Annotated in this window: 18 protein-coding genes; 15 read left to right on the top strand and 3 right to left on the bottom strand. The window is 36.4% G+C overall.

Annotated elements, in window-relative coordinates:
• The 7 genes from BEN26_RS14210 to BEN26_RS04755 form a co-directional block, all read left to right on the top strand.
• Nucleotides 1-593: transposase family protein (locus tag BEN26_RS14210; protein WP_483887673.1), on the top strand; the 593-nt coding region annotated here is incomplete at its 5' end.
• Between the two features lie 410 nt (nucleotides 594-1,003).
• The gene (locus BEN26_RS04780; protein WP_069797463.1) at nucleotides 1,004-1,588 is read left to right on the top strand and encodes a Re/Si-specific NAD(P)(+) transhydrogenase subunit beta; all 585 of its coding nucleotides are present in this window, start codon (nucleotides 1,004-1,006) and stop codon (nucleotides 1,586-1,588) included.
• A gap of 343 nt (nucleotides 1,589-1,931) precedes the next feature.
• Entirely contained in the window at nucleotides 1,932-2,120 is a 189-nt protein-coding gene (locus BEN26_RS04775) for an SHOCT domain-containing protein (protein WP_068722827.1), read from the top strand.
• A gap of 71 nt (nucleotides 2,121-2,191) precedes the next feature.
• Nucleotides 2,192-2,557 carry an SHOCT domain-containing protein gene (locus tag BEN26_RS04770; RefSeq protein ID WP_201024122.1) on the top strand — a complete coding sequence of 122 codons (366 nt, stop codon included), beginning with the start codon at nucleotides 2,192-2,194 and terminating at the stop codon, nucleotides 2,555-2,557.
• 18 nt (nucleotides 2,558-2,575) lie between these two features.
• A complete protein-coding gene (locus tag BEN26_RS04765) occupies nucleotides 2,576-2,806 on the top strand; it encodes an SHOCT domain-containing protein (RefSeq protein WP_068722829.1) in 231 nt (76 codons plus the stop codon).
• Nucleotides 2,807-2,888: 82 nt separating this feature from the next.
• Nucleotides 2,889-3,131, top strand: a complete 243-nt coding sequence (locus BEN26_RS04760) for an SHOCT domain-containing protein (protein ID WP_082732317.1) — start codon at nucleotides 2,889-2,891, stop codon at nucleotides 3,129-3,131.
• A complete protein-coding gene (locus BEN26_RS04755; RefSeq protein ID WP_181482193.1) occupies nucleotides 3,103-3,570 on the top strand; it encodes a UTP--glucose-1-phosphate uridylyltransferase in 468 nt (155 codons plus the stop codon). Before BEN26_RS04760 ends, BEN26_RS04755 begins: the two co-directional genes overlap by 29 nt.
• A 55-nt stretch (nucleotides 3,571-3,625) precedes the next feature.
• Here the strand turns inward: BEN26_RS04755 and BEN26_RS04750 are convergent, their stop codons facing one another.
• Complete coding sequence (locus tag BEN26_RS04750) at nucleotides 3,626-3,778, bottom strand: DUF1540 domain-containing protein (RefSeq protein ID WP_068722835.1); 153 nt, start codon at nucleotides 3,776-3,778, stop codon at nucleotides 3,626-3,628.
• A 161-nt stretch (nucleotides 3,779-3,939) separates the two neighbouring features.
• Between BEN26_RS04750 and BEN26_RS04745 the strand changes: the two genes are divergently transcribed.
• The 7 genes from BEN26_RS04745 to BEN26_RS04715 all read left to right on the top strand — a co-directional run bounded on the left by BEN26_RS04745 (nucleotide 3,940) and on the right by BEN26_RS04715 (nucleotide 11,382).
• On the top strand, nucleotides 3,940-4,182 hold the full coding sequence (locus tag BEN26_RS04745) for an SHOCT domain-containing protein (RefSeq protein ID WP_069797460.1): 243 nt from the start codon (nucleotides 3,940-3,942) through the stop codon (nucleotides 4,180-4,182).
• Nucleotides 4,183-4,338: 156 nt separating this feature from the next.
• Complete coding sequence (gene lgt, locus BEN26_RS04740; protein WP_181482192.1) at nucleotides 4,339-5,136, top strand: prolipoprotein diacylglyceryl transferase; 798 nt, start codon at nucleotides 4,339-4,341, stop codon at nucleotides 5,134-5,136.
• Nucleotides 5,137-5,356: 220 nt separating this feature from the next.
• Nucleotides 5,357-5,608: a hypothetical protein gene (locus tag BEN26_RS04735; RefSeq protein ID WP_069797456.1), complete on the top strand. Its 252-nt coding sequence runs from the start codon at nucleotides 5,357-5,359 to the stop codon at nucleotides 5,606-5,608.
• A gap of 316 nt (nucleotides 5,609-5,924) precedes the next feature.
• Nucleotides 5,925-8,306 carry a heavy metal translocating P-type ATPase gene (locus BEN26_RS04730; protein WP_069797454.1) on the top strand — a complete coding sequence of 794 codons (2,382 nt, stop codon included), beginning with the start codon at nucleotides 5,925-5,927 and terminating at the stop codon, nucleotides 8,304-8,306.
• Between the two features lie 37 nt (nucleotides 8,307-8,343).
• Complete coding sequence (locus BEN26_RS04725) at nucleotides 8,344-8,508, top strand: hypothetical protein (protein WP_161937267.1); 165 nt, start codon at nucleotides 8,344-8,346, stop codon at nucleotides 8,506-8,508.
• A gap of 104 nt (nucleotides 8,509-8,612) precedes the next feature.
• Nucleotides 8,613-10,520, top strand: coding sequence for an ABC-F family ATP-binding cassette domain-containing protein (locus BEN26_RS04720; protein ID WP_069797453.1), 1,908 nt, complete (start codon nucleotides 8,613-8,615; stop codon nucleotides 10,518-10,520).
• A gap of 34 nt (nucleotides 10,521-10,554) precedes the next feature.
• Nucleotides 10,555-11,382: an aldo/keto reductase gene (locus BEN26_RS04715; protein WP_068722846.1), complete on the top strand. Its 828-nt coding sequence runs from the start codon at nucleotides 10,555-10,557 to the stop codon at nucleotides 11,380-11,382.
• 72 nt (nucleotides 11,383-11,454) lie between these two features.
• On the opposite strand, the gene BEN26_RS04710 is transcribed toward BEN26_RS04715, so the two are convergent.
• On the bottom strand, nucleotides 11,455-11,922 hold the full coding sequence (locus tag BEN26_RS04710; RefSeq protein WP_069797450.1) for an S-ribosylhomocysteine lyase: 468 nt from the start codon (nucleotides 11,920-11,922) through the stop codon (nucleotides 11,455-11,457).
• Entirely contained in the window at nucleotides 11,915-12,619 is a 705-nt protein-coding gene (gene mtnN, locus BEN26_RS04705; protein ID WP_069797448.1) for a 5'-methylthioadenosine/S-adenosylhomocysteine nucleosidase, read from the bottom strand. The genes BEN26_RS04710 and mtnN overlap by 8 nt, the downstream gene beginning before the upstream one ends.
• Nucleotides 12,620-12,775: 156 nt before the next feature.
• Here mtnN and BEN26_RS04700 point away from each other — a divergent pair, with 156 nt between their 5' ends.
• A complete protein-coding gene (locus tag BEN26_RS04700) occupies nucleotides 12,776-13,333 on the top strand; it encodes a hypothetical protein (RefSeq protein ID WP_069797446.1) in 558 nt (185 codons plus the stop codon).
• Nucleotides 13,334-13,386: the final 53 nt, after the last annotated feature.

Genomic DNA, 13,386 nt, shown 5'->3' with positions numbered 1-13,386 from the left:
CGCAATTTGGTAAGGTAATGGCTGAACTCGGTATAACTCATATCAAAGCAATGACCCCGCAAGCCAAAGGGCGTATTGAACGTCTTTGGGGTACTTTTCAAGACCGTTTAGTTATCGAACTTCGATTGCTTGGTATTTGCACTTTGGAAGAGGCCAATCGAGTACTTCCAGAACTGATCCAAAAACATAATCAAACTTTTGCTATTAAACCCCAGGAAGCTGGGTCTGCCTACCGTCCTCTACCTGAGGGGATGGATTTAGAGTATATCTTTACTGTTCGAAGCTACAGACAAATTGGGTCAGGCCAAACCATTTCCTATAATGGGAAGGTCTATACATTAGCTCAAAAACCTTCACAGCCATTTAAGACAAAGACAACTGTTGAAGTACGGGAAACTATTCAGGGTAAGCTAGTCATTTGGCACCAGGGACAAATTTTCGAATTGCAGGAAACACAAAAACCTAACCGCCATGAACAGAAATCAAAAACAAAAACAGCGAGTCCTGCGCCCTCACGCAAACCCGCTGCTTCACATCCATGGCGTAAACCATGGTCTAATCAAAAGCAAGTTCAGAGTAACATAAATGTGTAACTTTCTACAAGATCTTAAACCTTAGAACTTTATTTATTGAAAGACCAATAAGTAACTTTCTTAGGCAACACTAGCCTGTTCACTTTACCCTTGATGATAAGTGGATCCCTTTGGTATGCTGACCCGTTAGAGCACCCCTACAGGGGTGTTTTCCCCTGTAGGGTCAGTATTGGGTTTCCAAAGGGAGCAGAGGCTCGCCGTCAAGGGTGGGTGGATATTATATACTAATACGCTAATAATTAACCAAGGAATATGACATTTTCATAGAACAATTAAGGTGACATTTTCACTGACGATTGACATCGAGAAAGCATTAAATTTCGATTATCAACTTTTTACAAATAGAGCATGTTTTATTTTTTACCTAATATATATGAATCAGAGGATGTGAAAAGAGGTGGTTAGTCAAAATGTCTTATGCTTTTTGGGTTTTTGTTGCCATGATTGTGCTGCTTTCGATCGCAGTCATTCTCTATGTAGTAAGAAAACGCGAAAAGATTACCTGTATGACAGGGATGATGATTGCGATGACATTGGGAATGATGGTGGGAATATTATCTGGAACATTGATTGGAATTCTCTATGCCGGTAATCTATTTTTTTCTACATTAATTGCGATGGCCATTGGTGGTGCTGTTGGTTTAATTACAGGAGCTCCTGTCACATTGATGGCAATGATGGATGGATTGCTTTCAGGTTTAATGGGAGGCATGATGGGAGCCATGCTAGGAGATATGATTTCCACAAGTAAACCAGACACGATGATGAAGATCTTGCTTGTACTGTTTATAGGGATTATTTTAATTCTGTTTTACATGATGATTGATGAATTAAATAAAGGAGATCAACCTCGTTTTTTTCGAAACCCACTATTGATGGGGATGATCATTCTTGTGTTTTTCTTTCTTTTTAACCAGATGGGACATATTGTGACTGTTGAATCAGAAAAGGAGCAAAACAATCATAATCATCTAGAAATGGAGCAGAGAAAATAACTAAAAAAAAATTCTTTAAATCCTGAGTGTTCAATGAATATTCAGGTTTTTTTTTGCTTTCTTTACAGATTCTCCATACTCTTTGGGAAAGATGGAATCATCACCACCAAAATTTATCCAAATTTTCTAAACAAAATAAATGGGAAAGAAATCTCCCTTGAAATTGGTGGAATTGGCGAAAAACAACGGTTTTGACATGGCAGGAAGAATAATTAGAATGATTCTAAAAAAAATTAAATTCTTCATTTTTTCTTCATTTTTGCTCGTTATTCTATAACTGTAAAGAAGATAGCACCTTAAAGGGAGCAAAAAAACAAATAAATGAAAAAAGGAGGAAAAAGAAATGTTACTTTTGCTTATTTTGGTGATTGGGTTTTATCTATATAAAACAGGTGAACTTCAAAATATCTTAAACAAGATTCAAGGAAATGGAAGTAATAATTCGAATGAGGCAAGACGGATCATTGATATTCGTTTTGCAAAAGGTGAAATCTCTGCAGAAGAGTATAACAAGTTAAAAAATATTTTGTAATTTTGTAACAAACTATTTGAATTCCCTTTAGGGTTATCTCCATTAAAACAAAGTAAAAGGAGGAAACGAAGATGATGTTTGGCGGAGGACATATGGGCGGTTTTGGAGGACCAGGCTTCGGTGGATATGGAAATGGATATGGGTATAATAATGGCTGGGGATATGGTCCCGGCGGTGGATATGGAAATGGATTTGGTTATGGAATGATGTCTGGTTGGAATCTAACAGGAATTTTATTCCTCGTACTTGTTGGATTTCTTGTCTACCTTTTGATTAAAAGAAGTAAGCAACATGGTGCATTTTCGCAACCAAGTCAACTTCTAGCACCTACAAAAGCAACTTCAAATGAAGCAGTAGAAATAGCCAAGCTTAGATATGTTCGTGGGGAAATTTCTTATGACGAATATCAAGAAATTGTAAAAGTCATCAATTCATAATGAAAGGGGATTGGACAAGTGCTAAATTTAATTCTAACGATTATTGTTGCCTATTACCTTATCAAAACTGGAGATTTATTTAAACTTCTAAGAAAAGCACAGAAATTTGTGACTGAGTTTTTCACTTCCATCAAGCAAGAGACGCAAAGTAGCAAAAAAACAGAAGATCCAGTTGAGATCTTAAAAGTCCGTTTTGCTAAAGGTGAAATTAGTCAAAGTGAATTCGAAAAAATGAAAGAAAGTTTTTAAGTTCCATAAAGTCTTCATAATTGAGTGTTACAGTATAAGTATAATAATTTAAGCAAAACTATCATAAATGGAGGTTTTCATCATGGGACCTGGCTTTGGAGCTTTCGGAGGATGTGGATTAGGAGGTGGATTTGGAATGATGTTCTTAGGTTTGATTGTTATTGGAGTAATCATCTACCTATTGGTTAAAGGGAACCAAAATGGTACAACAGTAAGAAATGTAACAGCTACAAACTCTGATGCATTAGAAATTGCGAAATCAAGACTAGCTAAAGGGGAAATTACAACCGAAGAATTTGAAAACATCAAGAAAAACTTATTATAAGAATATAAATAATGAAAGTGAAAGGAAGAGTATAATGAAAAAGAAATTATTAACTGGTGTATTAGCCACCGCGTTAGTTTTAGGAGTAGGAACAACTGCATATGTTAGTTATGCTAAAGGAGTCGATTACCGTTCCTTCATGCAACAACAAGGTTTTAACGTAAATCAAATGGAAGGGTTTATGGAACAACAAGGAATCGATGTAGACCAGATGTATGAATTGATGAATTCTGGTGCAAGTTATGAAGATATGCAAAAGTTTATGCAAGATCAAAACATCAATTTTGGCCAAATGTATAAATATATGCAACAAGTATATCCAGATTTAAAAGCAGATGATTTTAAAGCTCATTATGAAAGCATGCATGGAACTGTAGGTTCCTCTAATAGCAATAATTTTACTGGAATGAATGGTTTCAGTGGTATGATGGGTCAATAAAATGATTTCTTTTATAAAACAGCAACCTATACAAGGTTGCTGTTTTTCAAAATGACTACATGCCTGTTTTAAATGTTTTACAATCGGTTTCTTCAGATCTTCTTGCCATTTCTTGTTTTGCAACAATATAAATAGAGTCAGCATTACACAAATTGCCATCTCCCCAGTAGTGGCAATTCTTTACTTCACATAACACATCTTGAGCCAAAGTTCTCCCTCCTTTCTTCCTTAAAATAAACTGATTAATATTTTTTTATACTTTAATTTTTAGTGCAAATCATATTTTTACAGATTTGGAAATAAAATAGATTCATTCTTTTTTCACACTTTCAGGGTAAACTAGATAACAAAGAGGGAGGAGGATTTATCATGGGATTAGGATGTATGTTTGGACATTTAATGCATGGTCGTCATTCACATTCAGATCACGATCAACGTCGATATCAAGAGCAAGAACATCAGCAAAATCATAATCACAACCATAATCATAATGAACATCAAAATCATGGAAAACAATCGTCAGATCCATTTGAAGTTCTTAAGTTAAGATTTGTTAAAGGGGAAATAACGGAAGAAGAATATCGCAGAATGAAAGAAGTATTAAGTGAATAGATCGTATGAGTGACCATTAGGATTTGATCCTATATGGTCATTTTTATTTGACTTAAAACAGTGGATTCATACTTTCTACATATTTGCCAAGTAAAAATAATTTATCTCTTATTTTTAAAAATAGTTGCAACTAGAAAAATGGAAAGAGGGGTTAAAGTGAGGGTTATTTTATTTCATATTGGGAGTTACGGAGTACGGTCTTATGGCTTAGTCGTTGCATTAGCAATTTTACTGGGTATGGGTGTTGCATATTTTTTAGCGAGAAACACCAAATATCGTGATCATGTCATCAATTTGTCCATGTATAGCATCATTGGAGCAATTGTTGGCGCCAGAATTTGGCACGTATTTTTCTTTCAATGGCCATATTACTCAAAAAATTTAGATCAAATCTTTACATTTTGGAATGGGGGAATTGCCATACAAGGGGCAATTATTGGTGGAATTCTAACCGCTATCATTTATACGAGATACCACAAGCTTAATTTTTGGGAATTGGCTGATATCATGGCTCCGGCAATCATTTTGGGACAAGCGGTTGGCCGCATTGCTTGTTTCTTAAATGGTGATGCGTTTGGTGCACCAACTAACTCTGGATTTGGAATCGTTTATCCTCCTGGAACGATGGCCTATGATACTTATGGTTCACAACCATTGTGGCCTGCAGAAGTTTGGGAAGGACAATGGGATTTGATTGTCTTCGGAATTTTAATTGCATTGAAAAATGCTAATGTGAAATGGACAACAGGATTTATTTTCTTAGCCTATAATATTCTTTATTCCATTGGACGCTTTTCGCTTGAATTCTTAAGAGGTGACTCATTTAGATATTTGTTTAATTGGACAGCAGGGCAGTGGACAAGTGTGATCGTTATTTTTCTCTCAATTATTCTTATGGGATATTTATATTACAAAGAGGGAAAAAATCAAACGATTGTTGGTGAAGTAGCATAGTTTGCGATCAGTGACTGAGATGGTCATATACCATTTTCATAAGGCCCACAAAACAATCGAAGTAGCTTTTAAGGAAGTTATCACTTTTGTGGGTTTCCTTATGTAAAGATTGGTACATTCTACATCGTTTCTTTATATTTACTGGTTATCATTGATAATGAAAAGTAAAGGATCAAATTAAATTATTGCCTGTTCTAGGCATTGGTGGTGGTTATATGCGATGAAAAAATACTTTTCTGATATTTTAAATATCATATTAATGATTATCGGTGTATCATTTTTACTCTTTGTATTAAAAATGATTTGGTTTCCTCCTTCTTCAATGGGTTTAATAATGGATTCAGCAATGATGTACCATCACATGGGAACATGGCTGAAAGGGACTACTATTTTATTTCTTCTCTTTTTTAGTATTGGAGCACTAATTTGGTTTATTATCGATAAAATTTTGAACAAGTTTAGAAAAAAGTGAGCTCACTCCACTTTTTCTTCATATTTAATGGTTACACTAAATTTAGTAAAAAATATTAGCCATATTTTTTACCTTCCCAATAAAAGTGACTGTTCGCCAATCAGTCACTTTTTTTTTTTAATTAAAATGATAGAACTTTATTCCATTAGTCATTTTGGGGTTTGTATATCTATAGCAGATATTCTTTGTCACAATTTGTTCACATTTTCTGTAGAAAAAATCCATAAACAAAGGGTATATTTAACAGCATAAATACTATAGGGGGGTATGGTAAATAACATACAAACCTAATTATGAATAAGGATGGAGGGATACCATGGCAACAACCACATTAAAAATCCAAGGAATGACTTGTGCCTCCTGTGCCACAAGAATTGAAAAGGGTTTAAACAGGTTGCAGGGCGTAAAGAAAGCCAATGTGAATTTGGCTTTAGAAAGGGCAAGCATCGAATATGATGAAGAGCAAGTTTCAATCAATGATTTTGAGAAGAAGATTGCAGACATTGGCTACAAAGTCATTTCAGATAAAGTAGAGCTAGATATTTTTGGGATGACATGTGCATCATGTGCGACAAGAATTGAGAAAGCATTAAATAAATTACCAGGTGTTAAGACAGCCAATGTAAATCTTGCGTTAGAACGTGCAACTGTAGAATACATTGGTGCTGATGTAAGCATAGCTGATCTAATTAAACAAGTTGAATCGGTTGGCTATCGTGCGAAGGAGCGAAAAGCAGATAACGTCGATGCGGAAAAAGAGGCAAGGGAAGCTGAGATCAGGAACCAAAAACGTAAATTCATTATTTCGGCTATTTTATCTTTACCTCTTTTAGTAGCCATGCTGGAGTATATCAATATAAGGATTCCAGAAATTTTCCTTAATCCATGGTTCCAATGGGTATTTGCAACACCTGTTCAATTTTTTGTAGGTTGGCAATTTTACGTAGGGTCATATAAAGCATTAAAAAATGGCAGTGCTAATATGGATGTTCTTGTTGCGCTAGGAACTTCAGCAGCCTACGTCTACAGTCTATGGGAAGCATTGATTGGTGGAGACAAACTTTATTACGAGACAGGCGCTATTATCATTACGCTAATCGTATTAGGGAAATTACTAGAAGCTGTGGCAAAGGGTCGTACATCTGAAGCGATCAAAAAATTGATGGGGTTACAAGCAAAAACAGCCACTGTGATTCGTGATGGTGTAGAACAGGAAATTGCCATTGAAGAAGTTGTAGTAGATGATATTATATTGGTTCGCCCAGGGCAAAAGATTCCTGTTGATGGAGTGGTTGTAGAAGGAAACTCAGCGGTTGATGAGTCAATGCTTACAGGTGAAAGCATTCCTGTAGATAAAAAAATAGGTGACAATGTGATTGGTGCAACGATCAATAAACATGGAACTTTTAAATTTAAAGCAACGAAAGTAGGGAAAGATACTGCACTAGCTCAAATCATTAAAGTAGTTGAAGATGCTCAAGGTTCCAAAGCACCGATACAAAAATTAGCAGATAAGATCTCAGGGATCTTCGTTCCGATCGTAGTTGGTATTGCAATTCTTACATTTATCGTTTGGTACTTTGTTATTGGCGTTGAATTTGCGATTGCACTAGCCGCGATGATTGCTGTATTAGTAATCGCATGCCCCTGTGCTTTAGGACTTGCAACTCCAACCTCAATCATGGTGGGTACAGGTAAAGGGGCAGAAAAAGGAGTCCTTTTTAAAGGTGGAGAGCACTTACAAAACACCTCAAGATTAAATACTATAGTTCTAGATAAAACGGGAACTATTACCAAAGGTGAGCCAGAATTAACGGATATTTATGTTGTAAATGGCTTTAATGAAGACGAAGTTCTTCGTTTAACAGCTTCAGCGGAAAATAGTTCCGAACATCCGCTTGCAACAGCAATCGTAAAAGGGGCTAAGGAAAAAGGGATTGAATTGGTTGAAGCTGATTCCTTCAATGCCATTCCAGGGTTTGGTATTGAGGCAGAAATTGAAGATAAAAAATTGCTTGTTGGTACTCGTAAATTGATGAAACAGCAGAATATCATGTTGGGTGAAATTGAGAGTAAGATGGAACAAATGGAGCAAGAGGGAAAAACGGCGATGCTTGTTGCCATCGATCAGCAAATAGCTGGAGTTGTGGCTGTTGCTGACACAATTAAGGAAGATTCTAAAGAAGCAATTTATAAACTACAACAATTAGGGCTAAAAGTGGTTATGATTACAGGGGATAACAAACGAACGGCAGAGGCGATTGCCAAACAAGTCGGTATTACCGAGATTCGCGCAGAAGTCCTTCCAGAAGATAAGGCGTCTGAAGTACAAAAGTTCAAAGATCAAGGTGAAATTGTTGCGATGGTTGGTGATGGAATTAATGATGCTCCAGCACTCGTTACAGCCGATGTAGGGATTGCAATTGGGACAGGTACTGATGTAGCGATCGAATCCTCTGATGTAACTTTAATGCGGGGTAATTTAACAGGTATTGTTGATGCCATTCTACTAAGCCGTAAAACAATGAGAAATATTAAACAAAATTTATTCTGGGCGTTTATTTACAATACGTTAGGAATACCAGTTGCTGCTTTAGGTTTATTGGCACCATGGATTGCCGGGGCAGCGATGGCCTTTAGCTCAGTCTCTGTTGTCTCTAACTCATTACGGTTAAAAGGTGTTAAATTAGTACACTAATCCATTATTTCTATACTAGTTTAAGGAGGTGAGGAGAATGGGCTGCTGCGGAGGACATGATAAAGAACATGACCATAAGAATCAAGGTCATGAGCATGATCACAATCATGAACATGCTGAGGTGAAAGCTGAAAAGCAGGAGCATGTAGAAAAACATGATCATGGACATGATCATGGTCACAAAAAAGGGCATTGTTGCTAATTAAAAAAGGGATTCAGTTCAGATTTTGAATTGAATCCCTTTTTTCGTATGATATTGTATAATAAAACCATGTTGAAAATCACAAGCAAGGCTAGGAGATTGATATGAGTATACTGACGGTTGAGAATTTAGTGAAAACCTATGGGGAAAAGGTTTTGTTTAACCATATTTCATTTATGATTGCTGAGAAACAAAGAATTGGACTAATCGGGGTTAACGGAACTGGGAAATCAACCTTGTTGCGTGTGATTGCCGGAAAGGAAAAGGCAGAAGCAGGACAAATCATTCACTCCAACCATTTTCAAATTGAATTCTTATCACAACATCCTGAGTTGAATGATGAATTAACTGTTTTTGAGCAAATCTATTATGGCCATTCAAGCCTCATGTTAGCGATGAGAGAATATGAACAAGCAGTACTCGCACTTGAAGCTGATCCAAACAACCGGATGAAACAGGAATATCTAATGAAGATGCAGCAAAAAATGGATGAAGTAGGGGCATGGGAAGCGAGTACCATCGCCAAAACAATTCTTAACCGCCTTGGAATCAAGGATATGACTCAACCGATTAAGGCATTATCAGGTGGGCAAAAGAAACGTGTAGCGATTGCGAAGGCATTAATCCAACCAGCTGATCTACTTATTTTAGATGAACCAACCAACCATTTAGACCATGAAATTATTGAATGGTTAGAAGGGTATTTGGCTCAATATAGGGGCGCTCTGCTCGTGGTAACACATGACCGCTATTTCTTAAATCGGGTGACCAACCGTATTTTTGAATTGGATCATGGTGAACTTTACGTATACGATGGCAATTATGAGGTGTTTTTAGAGAAAAAGGCAGAACGAGAAGAACAAGCAATCGTTGCTGAACAAAAGAGGCAGAATCTCTTACGCCGTGAGTTAGCATGGTTAAAGCGTGGCGCAAAAGCAAGAACCACAAAGCAAAAGGCAAGAATTCAACGAGTCGAGCAGATACAAAAAGAAAAGAACGACACGGTAAATGAAGAGTTAGATATTGTTTTAGGCTCAAATCGATTGGGAAAAAAAGTATTTGTAATCGAAGGAATCTCAAAAACCTTTGGTACTTCAACAATTATCGATGATTTTAGCTACATTGTTGTTCCTAATGAACGCTTAGGAATCGTTGGACCTAATGGGAGTGGGAAATCAACTCTATTAAATCTATTAGCGGGAAAAATAAAGCCGGATCGTGGGTTTATTGATCGAGGAGAAACGGTGAAAATTGGCTATTATACCCAAGATCATACAGAGATGGATCTTAATCTGCGTGTGATTGAATATATAAAGGAAGCTGCAGAAGTGGTAAAAACGGCGGATGGCCAGTGGATTTCTGCAGAACAAATGTTAGAGCGGTTTATATTTTCAAGAGATATGCAGTGGGCCTATATTCGCAAGTTATCAGGTGGAGAACGGAAACGATTATATTTATTAAGAGTGTTAATGACTGAACCCAACGTCCTTTTACTTGATGAACCGACAAATGATTTGGATATTGAGACATTATCGATTTTAGAAGATTATTTGGATCAATTTCCAGGCGTTGTCATTACGGTTTCTCACGACCGTTATTTTCTTGATCGAGTGGTTGATCATCTTCTAGTGTTTGAAGGAGATGGAAAGATTGGCCGATTTGAAGGAAATTACTCTGAATATTTGACATTACAAAAGCAAGAAAAACAACAAAAACAATTAATGGAAGAAAAGCAACCTAGTGAAAGCACGAAAACAGTAAAAGAACCACGAAAGAAATTATCTTATAAAGAACAAATAGAATGGGAAGAAATTGAAGATCGAATTGTGACACTAGAAGCACGACTTCAGGAATTACAAAAAGAACTCGAACAGGCTGGAAGCAATATCGAACTTGTTCATCAAACCTATCAAGAACAACAACAAGTTGAAAAAGAGTTAGAAGAAGCAATAGAACGTTGGACAGAATTATCGTTAATGATAGAGGAGATCGAACAAAATAATAGAAAATAAGATAATACAAAACGTATAGGAGGTTGTAAAAACGATGAATAGTATTTTTGATCGAACAACTTTGCATAATGGGGTTCATATGCCTTGGTTAGGACTTGGGGTTTATCAGGCCAAAGAAGGTAAAGAGGTTGAAAATGCGGTGAAATGGGCCATAGAAATAGGCTATCGAAGTATTGATACAGCAGCATTATATGAAAATGAAGTTGGTGTTGGAAAGGCAATCAAGGAATCGGGTATAGCAAGAGAAGAGCTTTTTATCACAACAAAAGTGTGGAACAATCGACAGGGTTATGAATCGACATTGGCCGCTTTTGAAGAAAGTCGACAGAAATTAGATCTAGAATATATTGATCTCTATCTGATTCATTGGCCAGTGAAGGGAAAATACAAAGAAACCTGGAAAGCTCTTGAAAAATTATATCGAGATGGAATTGTAAAAGCCATTGGCGTAAGTAATTTTCAAATCCATCATTTAGAAGATTTGATGGCGGATAGTGAAATTGTACCAATGGTGAATCAGGTGGAGTATCATCCAAAGTTAACACAAAAGGAACTTCTTCATTTTTGTCAAACCCATCACATTCAATTAGAAGCTTGGCGGCCATTGATGAAAGGGCAGATCTTTGGTGAACCTACAATTGTAGAGATCGCCAAAAAATATAATAAAAAACCTTCACAAATCGTTCTACGTTGGGATTTGCAACATGGAGTGGTCACCATTCCAAAATCAGTACATCGGGATCGAATTCAAGAAAATGGGGATATCTTCGACTTTGAATTAACCAAAGAAGATATGGAAGCAATCGATGAATTAAATCAGAATCATCGACTAGGGGCAGATCCAGACAACTTTGATTTTTAATTATACCGAATAAAAAACCCACACAAGTATCGCCTTCCTTTGAAGGAAAACCGATTCTAGTGTGGGGCTTTATTATTCAGCAAAAATTTGGTGCCATTCATCTTTATGTGCGAGCATTTTCCGAGCTTGTTCTTTTGCACCTTCCAAACTGTGACTAGCTGCCCATCCACATTGGGTTTCATTGCTAGCAGGGACTTCTTCTGCTTTTAATACATCTTCAAGGGTTTTTTCTACAATTTCAAGGATTTCATCATAATTTGTATGGTTGATCATCGTTAGATAAAAGCCTGTTTGACATCCCATTGGGCTAAAATCAACCACTTGATCCGTATAATAACGGATGTTTTCAGCGATTAAATGTTCTAGAGAATGTAGAGCTGCCATTTCCATATGTTCTTGATTAGGTTGACAAAAACGAACGTCATATTTATAGATCTCATCTCCATATTTCCCTTTTTTTATACCAGCTAATCGAATATAGGGAGCCTTTACCTTGGTATGATCTAAATTAAAACTTTCTACATTCATTTTTTTAGTCATTTGATTTCAACTCCTTCACCATTTCAATGACCAAATTTGCAGAATTTACTGCTGCTTTTTTAAGAAATTGTTCAAAGGATACTTTCGATTCTTTTCCTGCAATATCAGAAAGAGATCGAATGATAATAAAAGGAACCTTGAATTGATAACAGACTTGAGCAATCGCTGCTGCTTCCATTTCTACTGCATAAAGGTTTAGGAATTTGGAACGAACATAATCAACGCGTTCTGGATCATTCATAAAGGAATCGCCTGTAGCGACTAGGCCTTCAACCACTTGAACTCCTTTTAATTTCTCAGCACTGTTTATTGCAATCTCCATTAAGTGTGGATCTGGTAGGAAAGAAGCTGGCATTTTAGGAACTTGTCCGTATTCATAGCCAAAAGCGGTTACATCTACATCATGATGTCGAACTTCTGTTGATATAACAACGTCCCCTACATTTAACTCTTTATGAAAGCCTCCAGCGGAACCAGTATTAATCACATATTCTGGAGAAAAAAGCTGATTAAGTAATGTGGTTCCAATTGCCGCATTTACTTTGCCAATCCCTGATTTTAATAAGATGATATCTTGATTTTCCAACTTTCCAGTAGAAAATTCACTTTCTGCTATTACGATGTCTTCCCTTTGTTCTAGTCTTTCTTTTAATCTCTCAACTTCTTCATCCATCGCCCCAATAATACCGATCTTCATGTGCTACCCCTTTCCGTTCTTTGTGAATTCATTGATGGTTTAAAAAATACCACAAAAAGAGATCTATTTCAATGGAATACGAATTTCATTTTTTCTTCATATCTACAGACTATCCTTTTAGTAAAGGATGAGAAATGGATAGTAGGAGTGAGGGATTTGCAAGCTCAGTTAAATGTTTTAAATGGTCAGGTAACACCACTTAAAATGAAAACAATTCAGAATGATTTTACTTCTATAAAGCCAAAGGGAGGACTCTGGACATCCAACTATGTCCCCGAGATTGGTTCAGAGTGGGTGCAGTATAGTTTTAAAGTTGGGGGTCCTAGAGTTCCTGATTCAGATGTATGGGAAGGCTCTTTATTATATCCAAATCGAACATCAAGGCTCTACGTGATTGATCGCTATCAAGATTTAGAAAGATTGATGCATTGGTTTGGAGTAAAAAATAAATTAAAAAATCCTAGCTTTTATTCACCTCGACTAGACTATAGCATTGATTTTGAAAAAATGAGCCAGTATTATGATGGAATTCATCTTACAAAACGAGGACAGATTCGAACTCAAACGAGTTACCCTTTTAACTTGGATGGCTGGGATGTAGAGAGCACCTTATGGTTTCGCTGGGTTTTTGACCATGTTGAAGAGATTCATGAAGTCTTTTATAGAAAGACATCTTTTGTTTATTATCGAATGAGCTTATTACCTACTTCATAAAAACTTCATATTTATACTTTATAATATACCTATAGTGGTATTAGTGTAATAAT

Origin of the sequence: Tepidibacillus sp. HK-1 (assembly GCF_001748485.2) — a bacterium.
GTDB lineage: Bacteria > Bacillota > Bacilli > Tepidibacillales > Tepidibacillaceae > Tepidibacillus_B > Tepidibacillus_B infernus.
Note: the sequence above shows the minus strand (reverse complement) of the source record. Positions and strands in the feature narration are given on the sequence as shown.

Bases quoted from the DNA above. Each gene is read 5' to 3' on its own strand.
- BEN26_RS04780 (WP_069797463.1), top strand. From the start codon at position 1,004: ATGTCTTATGCTTTTTGGGTTTTTGTTGCCATGATTGTGCTGCTTTCG.
- BEN26_RS04775 (WP_068722827.1), top strand. From the start codon at position 1,932: ATGTTACTTTTGCTTATTTTGGTGATTGGGTTTTATCTATATAAAACA.
- BEN26_RS04770 (WP_201024122.1), top strand. From the start codon at position 2,192: ATGATGTTTGGCGGAGGACATATGGGCGGTTTTGGAGGACCAGGCTTC.
- BEN26_RS04760 (WP_082732317.1), top strand. From the start codon at position 2,889: ATGGGACCTGGCTTTGGAGCTTTCGGAGGATGTGGATTAGGAGGTGGA.
- BEN26_RS04745 (WP_069797460.1), top strand. From the start codon at position 3,940: ATGGGATTAGGATGTATGTTTGGACATTTAATGCATGGTCGTCATTCA.
- BEN26_RS04735 (WP_069797456.1), top strand. From the start codon at position 5,357: ATGAAAAAATACTTTTCTGATATTTTAAATATCATATTAATGATTATC.
- BEN26_RS04730 (WP_069797454.1), top strand. From the start codon at position 5,925: ATGGCAACAACCACATTAAAAATCCAAGGAATGACTTGTGCCTCCTGT.
- BEN26_RS04725 (WP_161937267.1), top strand. From the start codon at position 8,344: ATGGGCTGCTGCGGAGGACATGATAAAGAACATGACCATAAGAATCAA.
- BEN26_RS04720 (WP_069797453.1), top strand. From the start codon at position 8,613: ATGAGTATACTGACGGTTGAGAATTTAGTGAAAACCTATGGGGAAAAG.
- BEN26_RS04715 (WP_068722846.1), top strand. From the start codon at position 10,555: ATGAATAGTATTTTTGATCGAACAACTTTGCATAATGGGGTTCATATG.
- BEN26_RS04710 (WP_069797450.1), bottom strand. From the start codon at position 11,922: ATGACTAAAAAAATGAATGTAGAAAGTTTTAATTTAGATCATACCAAG.
- mtnN (WP_069797448.1), bottom strand. From the start codon at position 12,619: ATGAAGATCGGTATTATTGGGGCGATGGATGAAGAAGTTGAGAGATTA.